At 72.1% G+C, this 13,794-nt stretch carries 14 protein-coding genes; 7 read left to right on the forward strand and 7 right to left on the reverse strand.

Translation table 11 applies throughout. The features are described from left to right. The 3 genes from IFT73_RS14825 to IFT73_RS14835 are packed head-to-tail and all read left to right on the forward strand — an operon-like array spanning position 1 to position 3,346. A complete protein-coding gene (locus IFT73_RS14825) occupies positions 1-855 on the forward strand; it encodes a carbon-nitrogen hydrolase family protein (RefSeq protein ID WP_192168296.1) in 855 nt (284 codons plus the stop codon). Further along, positions 852-1,952, forward strand: a complete 1,101-nt coding sequence (locus IFT73_RS14830; RefSeq protein WP_192168297.1) for an MSMEG_0565 family glycosyltransferase — start codon at positions 852-854, stop codon at positions 1,950-1,952. The genes IFT73_RS14825 and IFT73_RS14830 overlap by 4 nt, the downstream gene beginning before the upstream one ends. Positions 1,953-1,957: 5 nt before the next feature. Further along, positions 1,958-3,346 carry an AMP-binding protein gene (locus IFT73_RS14835; protein ID WP_192168298.1) on the forward strand — a complete coding sequence of 463 codons (1,389 nt, stop codon included), beginning with the start codon at positions 1,958-1,960 and terminating at the stop codon, positions 3,344-3,346. Here the strand turns inward: IFT73_RS14835 and IFT73_RS14840 are convergent. Continuing rightward, complete coding sequence (locus IFT73_RS14840; RefSeq protein WP_192168299.1) at positions 3,309-3,797, reverse strand: NUDIX domain-containing protein; 489 nt, start codon at positions 3,795-3,797, stop codon at positions 3,309-3,311. The genes IFT73_RS14835 and IFT73_RS14840 overlap by 38 nt on opposite strands. 146 nt (positions 3,798-3,943) lie before the next feature. On the opposite strand from IFT73_RS14840, the gene IFT73_RS14845 reads away from it, so the two are divergent. Then, complete coding sequence (locus IFT73_RS14845; RefSeq protein ID WP_192168300.1) at positions 3,944-5,110, forward strand: PQQ-dependent sugar dehydrogenase; 1,167 nt, start codon at positions 3,944-3,946, stop codon at positions 5,108-5,110. A gap of 10 nt (positions 5,111-5,120) precedes the next feature. Here IFT73_RS14845 and IFT73_RS14850 read toward each other — a convergent pair whose 3' ends face one another. Continuing rightward, complete coding sequence (locus IFT73_RS14850) at positions 5,121-6,347, reverse strand: FAD-binding domain-containing protein (protein WP_192168301.1); 1,227 nt, start codon at positions 6,345-6,347, stop codon at positions 5,121-5,123. Positions 6,348-6,453: 106 nt separating this feature from the next. Here IFT73_RS14850 and IFT73_RS14855 point away from each other — a divergent pair, with 106 nt between their 5' ends. Continuing rightward, positions 6,454-7,512: an alcohol dehydrogenase catalytic domain-containing protein gene (locus IFT73_RS14855; RefSeq protein WP_192168302.1), complete on the forward strand. Its 1,059-nt coding sequence runs from the start codon at positions 6,454-6,456 to the stop codon at positions 7,510-7,512. A 108-nt stretch (positions 7,513-7,620) separates the two neighbouring features. On the opposite strand, the gene IFT73_RS14860 is transcribed toward IFT73_RS14855, so the two are convergent. The 4 genes from IFT73_RS14860 to IFT73_RS14875 form a co-directional block, all read right to left on the reverse strand. Further along, on the reverse strand, positions 7,621-8,289 hold the full coding sequence (locus IFT73_RS14860) for a 3-oxoacid CoA-transferase subunit B (protein ID WP_192168303.1): 669 nt from the start codon (positions 8,287-8,289) through the stop codon (positions 7,621-7,623). Beyond that, positions 8,286-8,972: a 3-oxoacid CoA-transferase subunit A gene (locus IFT73_RS14865; protein WP_192168304.1), complete on the reverse strand. Its 687-nt coding sequence runs from the start codon at positions 8,970-8,972 to the stop codon at positions 8,286-8,288. Before IFT73_RS14865 ends, IFT73_RS14860 begins: the two co-directional genes overlap by 4 nt. After that, the gene (locus tag IFT73_RS14870) at positions 8,969-10,159 is read right to left on the reverse strand and encodes an acetyl-CoA C-acyltransferase (RefSeq protein ID WP_192168305.1); all 1,191 of its coding nucleotides are present in this window, start codon (positions 10,157-10,159) and stop codon (positions 8,969-8,971) included. Before IFT73_RS14870 ends, IFT73_RS14865 begins: the two co-directional genes overlap by 4 nt. Positions 10,160-10,342: 183 nt before the next feature. Further along, entirely contained in the window at positions 10,343-11,173 is an 831-nt protein-coding gene (locus tag IFT73_RS14875) for an SDR family oxidoreductase (protein ID WP_192168306.1), read from the reverse strand. A 64-nt stretch (positions 11,174-11,237) separates the two neighbouring features. Between IFT73_RS14875 and IFT73_RS14880 the strand changes: the two genes are divergently transcribed. Then, entirely contained in the window at positions 11,238-11,642 is a 405-nt protein-coding gene (locus IFT73_RS14880) for a helix-turn-helix domain-containing protein (protein ID WP_192168307.1), read from the forward strand. Between the two features lie 114 nt (positions 11,643-11,756). Here IFT73_RS14880 and glnA read toward each other — a convergent pair whose 3' ends face one another. After that, on the reverse strand, positions 11,757-13,178 hold the full coding sequence (gene glnA / locus IFT73_RS14885; RefSeq protein WP_056609447.1) for a type I glutamate--ammonia ligase: 1,422 nt from the start codon (positions 13,176-13,178) through the stop codon (positions 11,757-11,759). A gap of 177 nt (positions 13,179-13,355) precedes the next feature. Between glnA and IFT73_RS14890 the strand changes: the two genes are divergently transcribed. Next, positions 13,356-13,727, forward strand: a complete 372-nt coding sequence (locus IFT73_RS14890; protein ID WP_192168308.1) for an RDD family protein — start codon at positions 13,356-13,358, stop codon at positions 13,725-13,727. Positions 13,728-13,794: the final 67 nt, after the last annotated feature.

A 13,794-nucleotide genomic window follows, 5' to 3' on the forward strand; every position in this document is an offset into this window, starting at 1 on the left:
GTGCGCCTCGCCTCCGTCGCCGCGCACTTCGGGCGCGACATCGACCGGTCGCTGCAGAAGATGGCCGGCATCGTGGCCGATGCCCGGGCGGCCGCCGTCGACCTGCTGGTCTTCCCGGACGCGACGCTCGGGGGCTACCTGTCCGACCTGCGTCATCCCGACGCGCACGCCCTGCCGCCGGCCCTGCGGGAGGACTCGTTCGAGGTCGGACGCGTCATCGCGATGGCCGGCGACATGGTCGTCTGCTTCGGCTACACCGAGGACGCGGGCATCGGCCTCGACGGCGAGCAGGTGCACTACAACGCCGCGCTGTGCGTCACGGGTGACGGCGTCCTGGGCCGCCACCGCAAGGTGCACCAGCCGGCGGGCGAGGCGCTCGTGTACCGCGCCGGTGACGTCTTCGCCGCGTTCGACACACCGGTCGGACGACTCGGCATGCTGATCGACTACGACAAGACGTTCCCGGAGTCGGCGCGGTCGTTGGCGCTGGACGGCGCGCACGTCGTCGCGTGCCTGTCGGCGTGGCCGGCGAGCGTGACCGACCGGGCGTCCCGCCTGCCGCAGGACCGCCAGTCGCGCCTGTTCGACCTGTACGACAGCGCCCGCGCGGCGGAGAACCAGATCGTCTGGATCTCGTCCAACCAGACGGGCGTCATGGGCGGCCTGCGGTTCCTGGGTCAGGCCAAGGTCGTCGGCCCGGGCGGCGACGTGCTGGCCCGCACCTGGTCGAAGGGGGCCCTGGCGGTGGCCGAGGTCGACGTCGAGGCCGAGATCACGCGCTCGCGCCGGCTCCTCCACCACCTGGACGAGCGGGCGCCCGCGAGCTACGTCGTCGCCATGCGGGGCGAGTCGTGAGGATCGCCCTGCTGACGTACTCGACCAAGCCGCGCGGGGGAGTCGTCCACACCCTCGCGCTGGCCGAGGCGCTGAGCCGCGCCGGTGCCGACGTCGACGTCTGGACGCTCGGACGGGGCGGCGACTCGACGTTCTACCGCCCCGTCGACCCCGCCGTCGGGGTGCGGGCGGTGCCGTTCCCGGAGGTGCCGGGCGAGGACGTCGGCGCCCGCATCCAGCGATCGATCGCGGTGCTGCGCGACGCGTTCACGCCCGGGGACTACGACGTCGTGCACGCGCAGGACTGCATCAGCGCGAACGCCGCGCTGCCGTGCCTGCGCACGATCCACCACCTCGACACCTTCACGACGCCCGCCCTCGTCGCGTGCCACGAGCGGGCCGTCGTCGAGCCCGTCGGACGGGTGTGCGTCTCGGAGTCGGTCGCCGCCGAGGTCAAGGCCGGCTGGGGGCTGACGCCGACCGTCATCCCCAACGGTGTCGACGCCGACCGGTTCGCGCGTGCGGCCGGGCCCGCGGGCGACGCCGACCGGGCGATGTGGCGGGCCAGGCTCGGGCCGTACGTGCTGGCGCTCGGCGGGATCGAGCCGCGCAAGGGCAGCATCGACCTGCTCGAGGCGTACGCGCTGATCCGCCGGCGTCGCCCCGACGTGCGCCTGGTGTTCGCCGGCGGCGAGACGCTCTTCGACTACCGCGACTACCGGGCGGCCTTCGAGCGGCGGGCCGCCGAGCTCGGCGTGCACCACGAGATGCTCGGCGTCGTCGACGAGGACGTCCTGCCGGGGCTCGTCGCCGGCGCGTCCGCGATGGCGTTCGTCTCGACGAAGGAGGGCTTCGGGCTCGCGGCGATGGAGGCACTGGCAGCCGGCGTGCCCGTCGTGGCACGCGACCTCCCGGTGCTGCGCGAGGTGTTCGGCGACGCGGTCCGGTTCGCCGCCGAGCCCATGGCGATGGCGGGGTCGCTGGCGTCCGTCCTGGCGGATCCGCCCGACCCGGCCCCGGGGCGCGCGCTGGCCGCGTCGTACACCTGGGAGGCGGCCGCGGCCGCGCACCTCGCGTTCTACGCGCAGCACCTGTCGGAGGGCGGCGGCCGCAGGTGACGTCGATGTCGATCGGTCGGGCGTTCGCGCACCTGGCCGACGAGGCACCCGACGCGGTCGCCGTTCGATGCGGCGACGACGTGCTGACCCGACGCGAGCTCGACCTCGCGTCGAACCGCGTCGCCCACGCCTGGGCGGGTCGCGTGTCGCACGACGACCTGGTCACGATCGCCCTGCCGAACGGCACCGACTTCGTGGTGGCGTGCGTGGCGGCGTGGAAGCTCGGGGCGACGCCGCAGCCCCTCTCGCCGCGCATCGGCGCGGGGGAGCGTGCCGCGATCCTCGACCTCGCCCGTCCTGCCGTGGCGGTCGACGGGCCCGTCGACGCGTCAGACGACGACTCGCCGCTGCCCGACCGGGCCGCGTCGTCGTGGAAGGCGCCGACGTCGAGCGGCAGCACGGGGCGCCCCAAGATCGTCCGTGCCACGGCGCCTGCGACGGTCGACCCCGACGGGACGGTCGCACCGTTCGTGCCGCGTCGGGCCGTCCAGCTCGTGGCCGGGCCGCTGTTCCACGCCGCGCCGTTCGTCTACGCGATGCGCGGACTCATGACCGGCCACGAGCTCGTCGTGATGCGACGGTTCGACGCCGAGGAGGCCTTGGGCGCGATCGAGCGGCACCACGTCACGTGGACGATGCTCGTGCCGACGATGATGCACCGCATCTGGCGCCTGGGGGAGTCGGTGCGCGGGGCCCACGACGTCTCGTCGCTCGAGAGCGTCCTGCACCTGGGTGCCCGGTGCGCGCCGTGGCTCAAGCGGTCGTGGATCGAGTGGCTCGGGCCCGACCGGGTCGTCGAGGTGTACGCCGGCACCGAGTCGCAGGGCCTGACCATGATCACGGGGCGCGAGTGGCTCGAGCGCCCCGGATCGGTCGGCCGGGCCGTCTCCGGCTCGCGGTTCCGGGTGCTGCGGGCCGACGGCACGACCGCCGCACCGGGGGAGCCCGGAGAGGTCGTGATGCGGCGGGACGGTCCGCCCACGTACTCGTACGTCGGGGCCGAGGCGGTCGTCCGGGACGGCTGGCACACGCTCGGCGACGCGGGACGCATGGATGCCGACGGCTACCTCTGGATCGACGACCGTCTCGACGACGTCATCGTCACGGGAGGGGTGAAGGTGCAGCCGGCCGACGTCGAGGCCGTGCTGGAGGAGCACCCGCAGGTGCGGTCGGCGGTGGTCGTCCCCCGGTCGGACGAGGTGAGGGGGCAGGCCGTGCACGCGGTCGTCGACGTCGCGGAGGGCGAGGTGACGACCGACGAGCTGGACGTCTGGGCGCGGGCGCGGCTCGACCCCGAGAAGGTGCCGCGATCGTGGCGACTGACCCGTGATCCCGGGCGGGACGACACCGGCAAGGTCAGGCGCCGGTCGTTCCGCGACCTGCCGACGACCTGACGGCCTCGAGCACCGCGGGCCACGACGCGGCGAAGCCGGCGTGCAGGGGGACGCCCGCGATCTCGTCGGCCGTGAGCCAGGCGAACCCCTCCGGCCCGGTCTCCCAGCCGTGCTCGACGGCGGCGAAGCTCGCGGGCGACCGGACGATGACGGTGCTGTAGGCCCAGCCGCCGTGGTCGTCGGTGAAGGTCGTGACGTGGGTCAGCCCGCCCGGCAGGTCCTCGAGCTCCTCCTCGGCCTCGCGGAGCGCACCCTGCTCGGGCGTCTCGCCATGGGCGAGGGCACCACCGGGGACGGCCCACGTGCCACCGTGGTGCACCTGCTCGGAGCGGTGCTGCATCAGGAAACGCCGCTCGGCGTCCGCGTCGTGGACGACCAGCAGACCCGCGGCTCCCACGAGCCCCCAGTGACGGTGGCCCTGGTCGCACCGGGTCCAGCCGTCCGCATCCATCCTCCGAGCCTAGCCACCCGCCCCACCCCGGAACCGCGAGTGGTGTGGACTGGACATTCTGGGACGGCGTGTCTGACCAGGCCGCAGCACTCGCGGGCCGGAATGCACCACTCGCGGGCCTTGGATCGCCCGGCCAGACTCGACGCATGCGATTCATCGGACTCGGACTGGCAGCGGTGCTCGTGGCGGGCTGCTCGGCGGACGCCGAACGGTCGGGCGGCGACGACGCCTCGTCGGCCTCGGTGCCGGCCAGCATCGCCGAGGGGGAGCGCCCCTTCGACGTCGAGGAGGTCGACACCTTCGACGACCCGTGGGCCATGACGTTCCTGCCCGGCAGCGGCGACCTGCTCGTCACCGAGCGCAGCGGCACCCTGCACCTGCGCGACGCCGACACCGGCGAGCGGGTCGAGGTCGCCGGCGTCCCCGACGTCACGGTGGCCGGCCAGGGTGGTCTCGGCGACGTCGTGGCCGGGCCGACGTTCGAGGACGACGGGACGGTCTACCTGAGCTGGGTCGAGAGCGGTGCGGGCGACGGCACCTCGGGAGCGGTCGTGGGCCGTGCCCGGCTGCGGACGTCCGACGCCGCCGCCTCGCTCGACGGTCTCGAGGTCATCTGGCGCCAGGCGCCGAAGGTGTCGGGCACGGGTCACTTCTCGCACCGCATCGCGGTCGCGCCCGACGGCGAGCACCTGTTCGTCTCGTCCGGCGACCGGCAGAAGAAGGATCCCGCGCAGGACACCTCCAACACCCTCGGCACGATCGTGCGGCTGACGCTCGACGGCGAGCCCGCTCCCGGCAACCCGCTGGCCGAGGACGCCGGAGCGTCGCCGGAGATCTGGAGCTACGGGCACCGCAACGTCCTCGGCCTCGAGGTCGCCGCCGACGGCTCCCTGTGGGCCAGCGAGATGGGCCCCGAGGGCGGCGACGAGCTCAACCTCGTCGAGGCGGGCGGCAACTACGGCTGGCCCGAGGCGTCCAACGGCAGCGACTACGGGGGCGGCGAGATCCCCGACCACGCTCCCGGCGACGGCTTCGTCGCGCCCGCGGCGTCGTGGACGCCGTCGATCTCCCCGGGCAGCCTCATGGTCTACACCGGTGACCTGTTCCCCGACTGGACGGGCGACGCCTTCCTCGGCGCGTTGTCGGGCGAGGGGCTCGTTCACGTCGACCTCGAGGGCACGACCGCCGGCGACGACGAGCTGTTCGAGATGGGCGAGCGCATCCGGGCCGTCGAGCAGGCTCCCGACGGCGCGATCTGGCTGCTCGAGGACGAGGGGTCGGGCCGACTGCTGCGGCTGACCCCCACCGCCTGACCCAACCGCGTCAGCGCGAGATGCCCTTGCGCCACGCGCTGTACGACGTGAGCCGCTGCGAGCCGGGCCGCTCGAGCCACGGCCACGGGTGGACGGCCGCGAGCGACAGGGCCTGCGAGCGGCGGGCGAAGATCGGTACGGGTGCGAAGGTGACGGCCAGCGGCGTCCCCGCCAGCTCGTCGGCGACGTCGCCGAGGCGCACCTCGACGTCCCGCCGTGCCGCGAGGTCGGCGAGGCACTCGGTGACGAACACGAGGCGCTTGCCCGACAGCGGCAGGGCGCGCAGGCCCGGCTCGTCGAACACGAAGACGACCGGGAGGTCGGGGTGGGCCGCGAGGGCGGGATCGGCGTCGCCCAACGACTCCGCGGTGAGCCAGACGGCGGACGGCTCACCGTCCGTGACGACGTGCTCGGGTCCGGGGCCGGACGCGCCGCGCGACCACCCCGTGCGGACGGGGCTGTCCTCCACGCGCGGTCCGGTCGACGTCTCGGGCCACTCCTGGATCGGGCAGTCGTCGCGCAGGGCGCACGAGCGGCACAGCTGGGGCGCGCGCTTCTCGACCTGCCAGCGGCTGAAGCCGTAGGGCTTGCCCGAGCCGGTGCCGACGGTCCACTGCCAGCCGAGGCGGTTCGCGGCACGCGAGCCGTCGAGCAGGTGCTGGAAGAAGTAGTCCTCGCCCTCGCGCCAGTCGCGGCCGTGCCGCACCGTCCAGTGCGACGACCACCACATGCGGGTCTGGTTCACCAGCCATCCGTCGGTCTCGAGCTCGTCCTGCACCCAGGTGGTGCACGCCATGCGGTCGTCCCACGACGGTCCCTCCGCTGCGACGGGCGGTTCGTTGCGGAGCGGCTCGGCGAGGGCCGGTCCGAGCCGCGCATACAGGTGGCGGGCGTACTCCTGCCACAGCAGCTCGTCCCGGTAGCGGCGGCGGTCGGACGACGGCGCGTCGGCCACGGCGTCCCACACGGTCGGCAGATCCAGCAGGCCGTGGCAGATGTACGGCGAGAGCCGCGTCGCCCCGCGTCGGCTCTCGGGCAGGACGGTCGAGCGGGCGCGTGCGTACGCCGTGACGTCGAGCGAGGCCAGGGCGGCGTCGGCGGCGGCCTGACCGCCGCGGTGGCCTCCGGATCGCACGCCGTCGGCCCCCTCGAGGCTCAGGTGACCCAGCTCCGACGCCACCCACGCCTGCACGGCCTCGGTGTCGTCGGCGAGGGGCAGCGGAGCGAGAGCGGGCACCTCAGCAGCCTGCCAGCGGGGCGACGGGTCGGCGAGTCGAGTGGCACCCAGTAGTACAATTTTCAATTATCGGCGGGTGTGCTGCCGATCATCTCCAGGAGGACCTGTGAAGGCAGTCGTGTTCGACCAGTACAAGACCACCCCGACGTTGAAGGACGTCGAGAAGCCGACCCCCGGCCCCGGCGAGGTGCTGCTGAAGGTCGCCGGCGCGGGAGCGTGCCACTCCGACGTCGCGGTGTACCGCGACTTCGACGAGTCGTTCGGCCCGGCGCAGCTCAAGCCGTCGTTCGTCCTCGGGCACGAGAACTCCGGCTGGGCCGAGGCGCTCGGCGAGGGTGTCGAGGGCATCACGGTGGGCGACGCCTTCCTCGTCTACGGCCCGATGGGCTGCGGCCACTGCCGTGCCTGCTCGCGCGGCCAGGACACCTACTGCGAGAACGCGGCGACGATGCCGCACCTCGCCGCAGGCCTCGGCCGCGACGGCGGCATGGCGGAGTACGTCTCGGTGCCGGCTCGCAACCTGGTGCCCCTGGGTGACGCCGACCCCGTCGCCGCCGCGCCGCTCTCCGACGCCGGGCTGACGCCGTACCACGCGATCAAGAAGTCGCTGCCCGTCCTGGCGGGTGGCGGGAAGTTCGCCCTGGTCATCGGGCTCGGTGGGCTCGGGCAGATCGCCGTCCAGATCCTGACGGCCCTCACGGGCGCGACCGTCATCGCGACCGACACCAAGCAGGACGCGATGGAGCGGGCCGCCGCCAACGGGGCCGTGACCGTCCCCGGCGGTGACGGGCAGTCCGAGGCCATCCGCGAGCTCACCGGCGGCAAGGGCGTCGACGCGGTCTTCGACTTCGTCGGCGCGACGCCCACCATCGCCCTCGCGATGGGCGTCGTGGCGCTGCGCGGACGTGTCACGGTCGTGGGCATCGCCAACGGGACGTTCGAGTGGAACTTCTACGCCGTCCCGTACGAGGTCGAGCTGACCGGCACCTACTGGGGCACGATCGAGGAGCTGCACGAGGTCGTCGACCTCTACCGCGCCGGCCAGGTCACGCCCGACGTGACCGTGTACGCGCTGGACGACGCGCTCGAGGCCTACCGTGCGCTCGAGGCCGGTGAGCTCAGCGGTCGTGCCGTCGTCGCTCCGCACGGTGCCACCGGCGTCTGAGCCGGACGCACCGGCGCGACGTCGTCGCGACGGCTTCGTGGTCGCGCCGAACCCGTGCGCCGGCGACCAGACGTCCTGGTCGTCGGCGACGGGCTGCAGGGCGCGTGCTCAGGTCGTGAGGCGGTGCAGGTCGACGTCGAGACGGGCCCGCAGCGCGTCGACGCCGATGCCGAAGGTCTCGACCACGGTCGCACCGTCGGGGCCCACCACGAAGGTGGCGTGCTCGGTGTAGACGCGGCTCACGCAGGCGAGGCCGGTGAGCGGGTACGTGCACGCGCGGACCAGCTTGGCGGTGCCGTCCTTCGCGAACAGGCTCATCACGACGAAGACCTCCTTGGCGCCGATCGCGAGGTCCATGGCGCCACCGACCGCCGGGATCGCGTCGGGTGCCCCGGTGTGCCAGTTGGCCAGGTCGCCGCCTCCCGAGACCTGGAACGCCCCGAGCACGCACACGTCGAGGTGCCCGCCGCGCATCATGGCGAACGAGTCGGCCTGGTGGAAGTACGAGGCGCCCGCCAGCTCGGTGACCGGGATCTTGCCGGCGTTCGTCAGATCCGGGTCGACGTCGTCGCCCGTGGCGGCGGGGCCCATGCCGAGCATCCCGTTCTCGGTGTGCAGGACGACGCCGCTGTCGGCATCGAGGTGGTCGGCGACGAGGGTCGGCTGGCCGATGCCGAGGTTGACGTACGACCCGTCGGGGATGTCGCGCGCGATCATCGCCGCGATCTCGTCCTTCGAGAGCGGCCCGCGGTGGAGGTGCTCCAGCGTGCCGCTCATGCGACGTTCCCCTCGAGTGCCGACAGGTCGAGCACGTGGTCGACGTAGATGCCGGGCGTGACGACCGACTCGGGGTCGAGCGCGCCGGTGGGCACGACCTCGCGCACCTCGACGATCGTCGTCGCGGCGGCGGTCGCCATGACGGGGCCGAAGTTGCGGGCCGTCCGGCGGTAGACGAGGTTGCCGAGACGATCGGACCGGTGGGCGCCGATCAGCGCGACGTCGCCCCTGATCGGCATCTCGAGCACGTAGTCGCGTCCGTCGATGGTGCGGGTCTCCTTGCCCTCGGCCAGCGGGGTGCCGACGCCCGTGGGGCTGAAGAACGCCCCGATGCCGGCCCCGGCGGCGCGCATGCGCTCGGCCAGGTTGCCCTGCGGCACGACGTCGAGCTCGATCCTGCCGTCGCGGTAGAGGCCGTCGAAGACCCATGAGTCCTTCTGGCGCGGGAAGGAGCAGACGATCCTGCGCACCCTCCCGGCGGACAGCAGCGCGGCGAGGCCGGTGTCACCGTTGCCGGCGTTGTTGCTGACGACGGTCAGGTCCGTCGCGCCCTGCCGGATCAGCGCGTCGATCAGGGTGACCGGCATGCCTGCCATCCCGAAGCCTCCGACCAGCACGGTCGCGCCGTCGGCCACCGAGGCGACCGCGGCGTCGGCGTCGTCGTGGATCGTGACCGTGCTCATCGCGATGCCTCGACGTTCTCGAGCACGACGGCCAGGCCCTGTCCGACGCCGATGCAGATCGCGGCGACGCCCCACCGCTCGTCGCGTTCCCGCAGGACGTGCGCCAGCGTGCCGATGATGCGGGCGCCGGAGGCGCCGAGGGGGTGCCCGATCGCGATCGCGCCGCCCTTGACGTTCACGATGGCGGGGTCGATGTCCCACGCGTCGACGCAGGCGAGCGACTGCACCGCGAACGCCTCGTTGAGCTCGACGGCGCCGACGTCGGACCACGTGATGCCCGCACGGCGCAGCGCGGTGTCGGCGGCCTCGACCGGCGCGAAGCCGAACATCTGCGGGTCGAGCGCGGATGCGCCGCGGCCGGCGACGCGGGCCAGGGGAGGGGTGCCGAGCCGCTCGGCGGCACCGGCCGATCCGAGCAGCAGGGCGGCGGCCCCGTCGTTGAGCGGCGAGGCGTTGCCGGCGGTGATGGTGCCGTCGGGACGGAACACGGTCTTCAGGCCGGCGAGCTTCTCGACGTCGGTGCCGGGTCGGATGCCCTCGTCGCGGACGAGGTCGACGCCGTCGACCGGCACGACGAGGTCGTCGTAGAACCCGGTCTCCCAGGCCGCGTCGGCGAGCTCGTGAGACCGGGCTGCGAAGGCGTCCTGCCGTTCGCGCGAGATCGAGAACCTCTCCTGGAGCTGCTCGTTGCACTCGCCCAGCGAGACGGTCCACTCGGCGGGCATGCGGTCGTTGACGAGCCGCCAGCCCAAGGTGGTCGACACGGCTGTCGTGTCGCCGGCCGGGAATCCCCGGGACGGCTTGGGCAGCACCCACGGCGCCCGGGTCATCGACTCGACGCCTCCGGCGACGACGAGGTCGGCGTCACCCGTCTCGATCGAGCGGGACGCCATCATGGCCGCGTCGAGGCTCGAGCCGCACAGGCGGTTGACCGTCGTGGCCGGCACGGACGTCGGCAGGCCAGCGAGCAGGACCGCCATGCGTCCGACGTTGCGGTTGTCCTCGCCCGCGCCGTTGGCATTGCCCCAGACGACCTCGTCGATCGTCGCGGGGTCGAGATCGGTGTGCGCAGCGGTCAGGCCGCGCAGCGCGGCGGCCGCGAGGTCGTCGGGCCGGACCCCGGCCAGGGCGCCGTTGAAGCGGCCGAACGGCGTGCGGGCGGCCGAGAGGAGGAATGCGTCAGTCACGGTGATCCTGTTCGCTCTACGTACAGACGTTCGTAATGTGAACATCGTAGGGCCGCGCCTCCCTTGGATCAAGCACGACGGCAGGCCCCCGCCGGCAGGCTCCCGGGGAACCCCCGACGGGGGCCGCTGTCGACCGGGTCGGGTCCTCCAGGTCGACCAGCGGTCCCGCGACCCGTCGTGGCGTCAGGCGCCGATCTCGTCGAGCCACGCCGCGACGCCGCGCGGGGAGAGCCCGAGCAGCTGCTGGGCGGAGGTGGCGGCGTCGATGACGTCCGACGGCTGCGTCTGGCGCCATGCATAGGAGTCGATCACCGGACGTGCGCCGGCCTCGCCGAACATCGGGATGATGTCGCGTCCGAAGTCCTCGGGGTCCTGGGGCTCGAAGGTGATGTCGGTGCCGTGGTGCTCGGCGAATCCCGCGGCCAGGTCGGCGCCCACCAGCGGCGGGAGCGCGCCGACACCGATGCGACCCGTGATCGTCCGGTCGAGGAGCAGCGCCACCACGGCGTCCGCGACGTCCAGGTGCGACGCCCACGACAGCGGGTAGTCGGCTCGCACCGGGTAGCGCAGGACGCCCTCGGCCTGCACCGCCTCGGTCACGGGCGGCAGCAGCAGGTTCTCGAGGAAGAGGCGCGGCTGGACCACCGCGAAGGAGACGTCGTCCGCGGTCAGCGCGTCCACGAGGGCCGCCAGGCCTGACCCCGGTTCCAGCGGGTAGCCGCTGGTCGAGACCACCACTCGCGGGACCTCCGCCCTCACCACGGCGGTGCCGATGTTCTGCCCGGCCGCGAGCTGCTGCTCGGCGCTGCCGACGGGCAGGTGGACGAAGACGCCGGTCGCGCCGCGGTAGGCGGAGGTCAGCGAGTCGACGGACGCGACGTCGACGCTGACGGCGGGGCCGTCGGTCGACGAGGTGTCGCGGACCGCGGCCGTGGCGGAATGGCCGGCGGCGCGCAGGAAGGACAGGACGGGGGAGCCTTGGGCGCCGGTGGCGCCGTGGACGAGGTAGGTCATGCAGCCATTAGTGCATGTGATGCATCGGTTACGTCAACTGCACTAATGGCCTATCGTGAAGGTCATGGGAAATGAACAGGTCTGTGTGCCCGAGTGCGGCGTCGCTCGGTTCCTGATGCTCCTCGACGGGCCCTGGGCGACGTTGATCGTCCGGGAGCTCATGCACGGCCCCCACCGCTTCAACGAGCTGGTCGAGGCGCTGCCCGGCATCAGTGCCCACACCTTGACGCATCGCCTCAAGCGCTTCGAGGCGCATGGGCTGGTCACGCGCACCGCGTACGCCGAGATCCCTCCGCGGGTCGTGTACGAGCTGACACCGGTGGGCCTGCAGCTGCGTGACGTGCTCGAGGCCATGAACGCGTGGGCCGACGCGGTCCCTGCGCCGGCCTACGAGGCTGCGATGAGCGAGACCGGTCCGGTGCAGCGGTTGGCCGCCAACTACGCCCGCGCCGCTCGGCTCGACCGCTAGCGACCGTCAGGCGCGTGCGTGCACACGCGAGCAGCCCCCGCCGGCGGGCTCCCGGAGGAGCCGCCGGCGAGGGCTGCTGAATCGTGCACGTCGGGGCCTGCTCGGCCCGTCCGATCAGATGTCGTAGTACAGCTCGAACTCGTGGGGGTGCGGCCGCAGCTGCACGGGCAGGATCTCCTCGGTGCGCTTGTAGTCGATCCACGTCTCGATCAGGTCGGGCGTGAACACGTCACCGGCGGTGAGGAACTCGTGGTCGGCCTCGAGCGAGTCGAGGACGGCGTTGAGCGACGTCGGCACCATGTTGATGGCGTCGTACTCCTCCGGCGGCAGCTCGTAGATGTTCTTGTCGATCGGGGCAGCGGGCTCGATCTTGTTCTTGATGCCGTCGAGACCGGCCATGAGCAGCGCCGAGAACGCGAGGTACGGGTTCGCCGACGGGTCGGGGCAGCGGAACTCGATGCGCTTGGCCTTGGGGTTCGAGCCCGTGATCGGGATGCGGACGCACGCCGAGCGGTTGCGGGCCGAGTAGACCAGCGCGATGGGGGCCTCGAAGCCCGGCACCAGACGACGGTAGGAGTTGACCGACGGGTTGGTGAAGGCCAGCAGCGACGGCGCGTGCTTCAGGATGCCGCCGATGTAGTGACGCGCGAGGTCCGACAGTCCGCCGTAGCCCGACTCGTCGTAGAACAGCGGCTTGCCGTCGTTCCAGATCGACTGGTGCACGTGCATGCCCGAGCCGTTGTCACCGAAGATCGGCTTCGGCATGAACGTCACGGTCTTGTCGTTGGCCCACGCGGTGTTGCGGACGATGTACTTGAACTTCATGACGTCGTCGGCAGCCTTGAGCAGGGTGTCGAACTTGTAGTTGATCTCGGCCTGGCCGGACGTGCCGACCTCGTGGTGACCGCGCTCGAGGACGAGACCGGCGTTGGTCAGGTTCGTCATCATGTCGTTGCGCAGGTCAGCGGTCTTGTCGGTCGGCGCGACCGGGAAGTAGCCACCCTTGTAGCGGACCTGGTAGCCGCGGTTGTCGTCGATGCTGTCGCCGGTCGACCAGGCGGCCTCGGACGACTGGATCTCGTAGAACGACTTGTTGGCAGCCGTGCCGTAGTTGACGCGGTCGAAGATGTAGAACTCGGCCTCGGGGGCGAAGAAGGCGGTGTCGCCGATGCCGGTGGTCGCGAGGTACGCCTCGGCCTTGCGGGCGATGTTGCGCGGGTCACGCGAGTAGGCCTCGCCCGTGATCGGGTCGTGGACGAAGAAGTCCATCGCGATGGTCTTGCGGGCCTTGAACGGGTCGACGTACGCGGTCTTGATGTCCGGGAACAGCACCATGTCGGACTGGTCGATCGTCTGGAATCCGCGGATCGACGAGCCGTCGAACGCCACACCGCTCTCGACCATGTCGGCGTCGAACGTCGACGCGGGCAGCGTGACCTGCTGCTGGATGCCCGGCAGATCGGTGAAACGGACGTCGAGGTACTCGACACCCTCGTCCTTGATGAACTTGAACAGCTCGTCGGCATTGCCGAACATGTGGCCTCCTAGACCGCGGGGGGCGGCCTTCGTTTGTCGAACCGGCAGGAAAGTGCGTCACTGCACCGTATCGTCGACGCTAGGAGGATGCAGTTACCCGGCGGAGTCCGAAGTGTTTCAGGAGTGTTACAAGTGCCCGTCCGTGCCGTCCGAGGGCCCGCTCGATAGGCTCGCGGTGTGGAGATCCCCTCGCTGGTCCGGCGCCTCGGCGCCCTGCTGATCGACTGGATCATCGCGGCGCTCAGCGCCGTGACGCTCGCCGGCGTGCGCTACCCGCCCGCGCCGCTCGACGAGGACCCGAGCCAGACGTTCATCATCATCGGCTTCTTCATCGCCGAGGTCGGCATCCTGACCGGCCTGGTCGGACGCTCGATCGGCAAGCGGCTGCTGGGCATGCGCATCGAGAACCCCGACGGGCGCCCCATCGGCGTCCCGCGCGCCCTGCTGCGCACGCTGCTGCTGTGCACCGTGCTGCCGGCCATCGTCATGACCGACGACAAGCGGGGCATCCACGACCTCGCGGCCGGCTCCCGCGTCGTCAAGGACTGACACCGGTCGCCAGGGAGGCCGCCTGCGGCCGAGCGTGAGCGAAGCGAGGCGACGTACGTTGGTGGTT

The organism is Aeromicrobium sp. CFBP 8757 (assembly GCF_014841755.1).
GTDB lineage: Bacteria > Actinomycetota > Actinomycetes > Propionibacteriales > Nocardioidaceae > Aeromicrobium.

What these genes read in the sequence shown, in the direction of transcription:
- IFT73_RS14835 (WP_192168298.1), top strand. Translation starts at nt 1,958, where the DNA reads ATGTCGATCGGTCGGGCGTTCGCGCACCTGGCCGACGAGGCACCCGAC.
- IFT73_RS14840 (WP_192168299.1), bottom strand. Translation starts at nt 3,797, where the DNA reads ATGGATGCGGACGGCTGGACCCGGTGCGACCAGGGCCACCGTCACTGG.
- IFT73_RS14845 (WP_192168300.1), top strand. Translation starts at nt 3,944, where the DNA reads ATGCGATTCATCGGACTCGGACTGGCAGCGGTGCTCGTGGCGGGCTGC.
- IFT73_RS14860 (WP_192168303.1), bottom strand. Translation starts at nt 8,289, where the DNA reads ATGAGCGGCACGCTGGAGCACCTCCACCGCGGGCCGCTCTCGAAGGAC.
- IFT73_RS14865 (WP_192168304.1), bottom strand. Translation starts at nt 8,972, where the DNA reads ATGAGCACGGTCACGATCCACGACGACGCCGACGCCGCGGTCGCCTCG.
- IFT73_RS14875 (WP_192168306.1), bottom strand. Translation starts at nt 11,173, where the DNA reads ATGACCTACCTCGTCCACGGCGCCACCGGCGCCCAAGGCTCCCCCGTC.
- IFT73_RS14880 (WP_192168307.1), top strand. Translation starts at nt 11,238, where the DNA reads ATGGGAAATGAACAGGTCTGTGTGCCCGAGTGCGGCGTCGCTCGGTTC.
- glnA (WP_056609447.1), bottom strand. Translation starts at nt 13,178, where the DNA reads ATGTTCGGCAATGCCGACGAGCTGTTCAAGTTCATCAAGGACGAGGGT.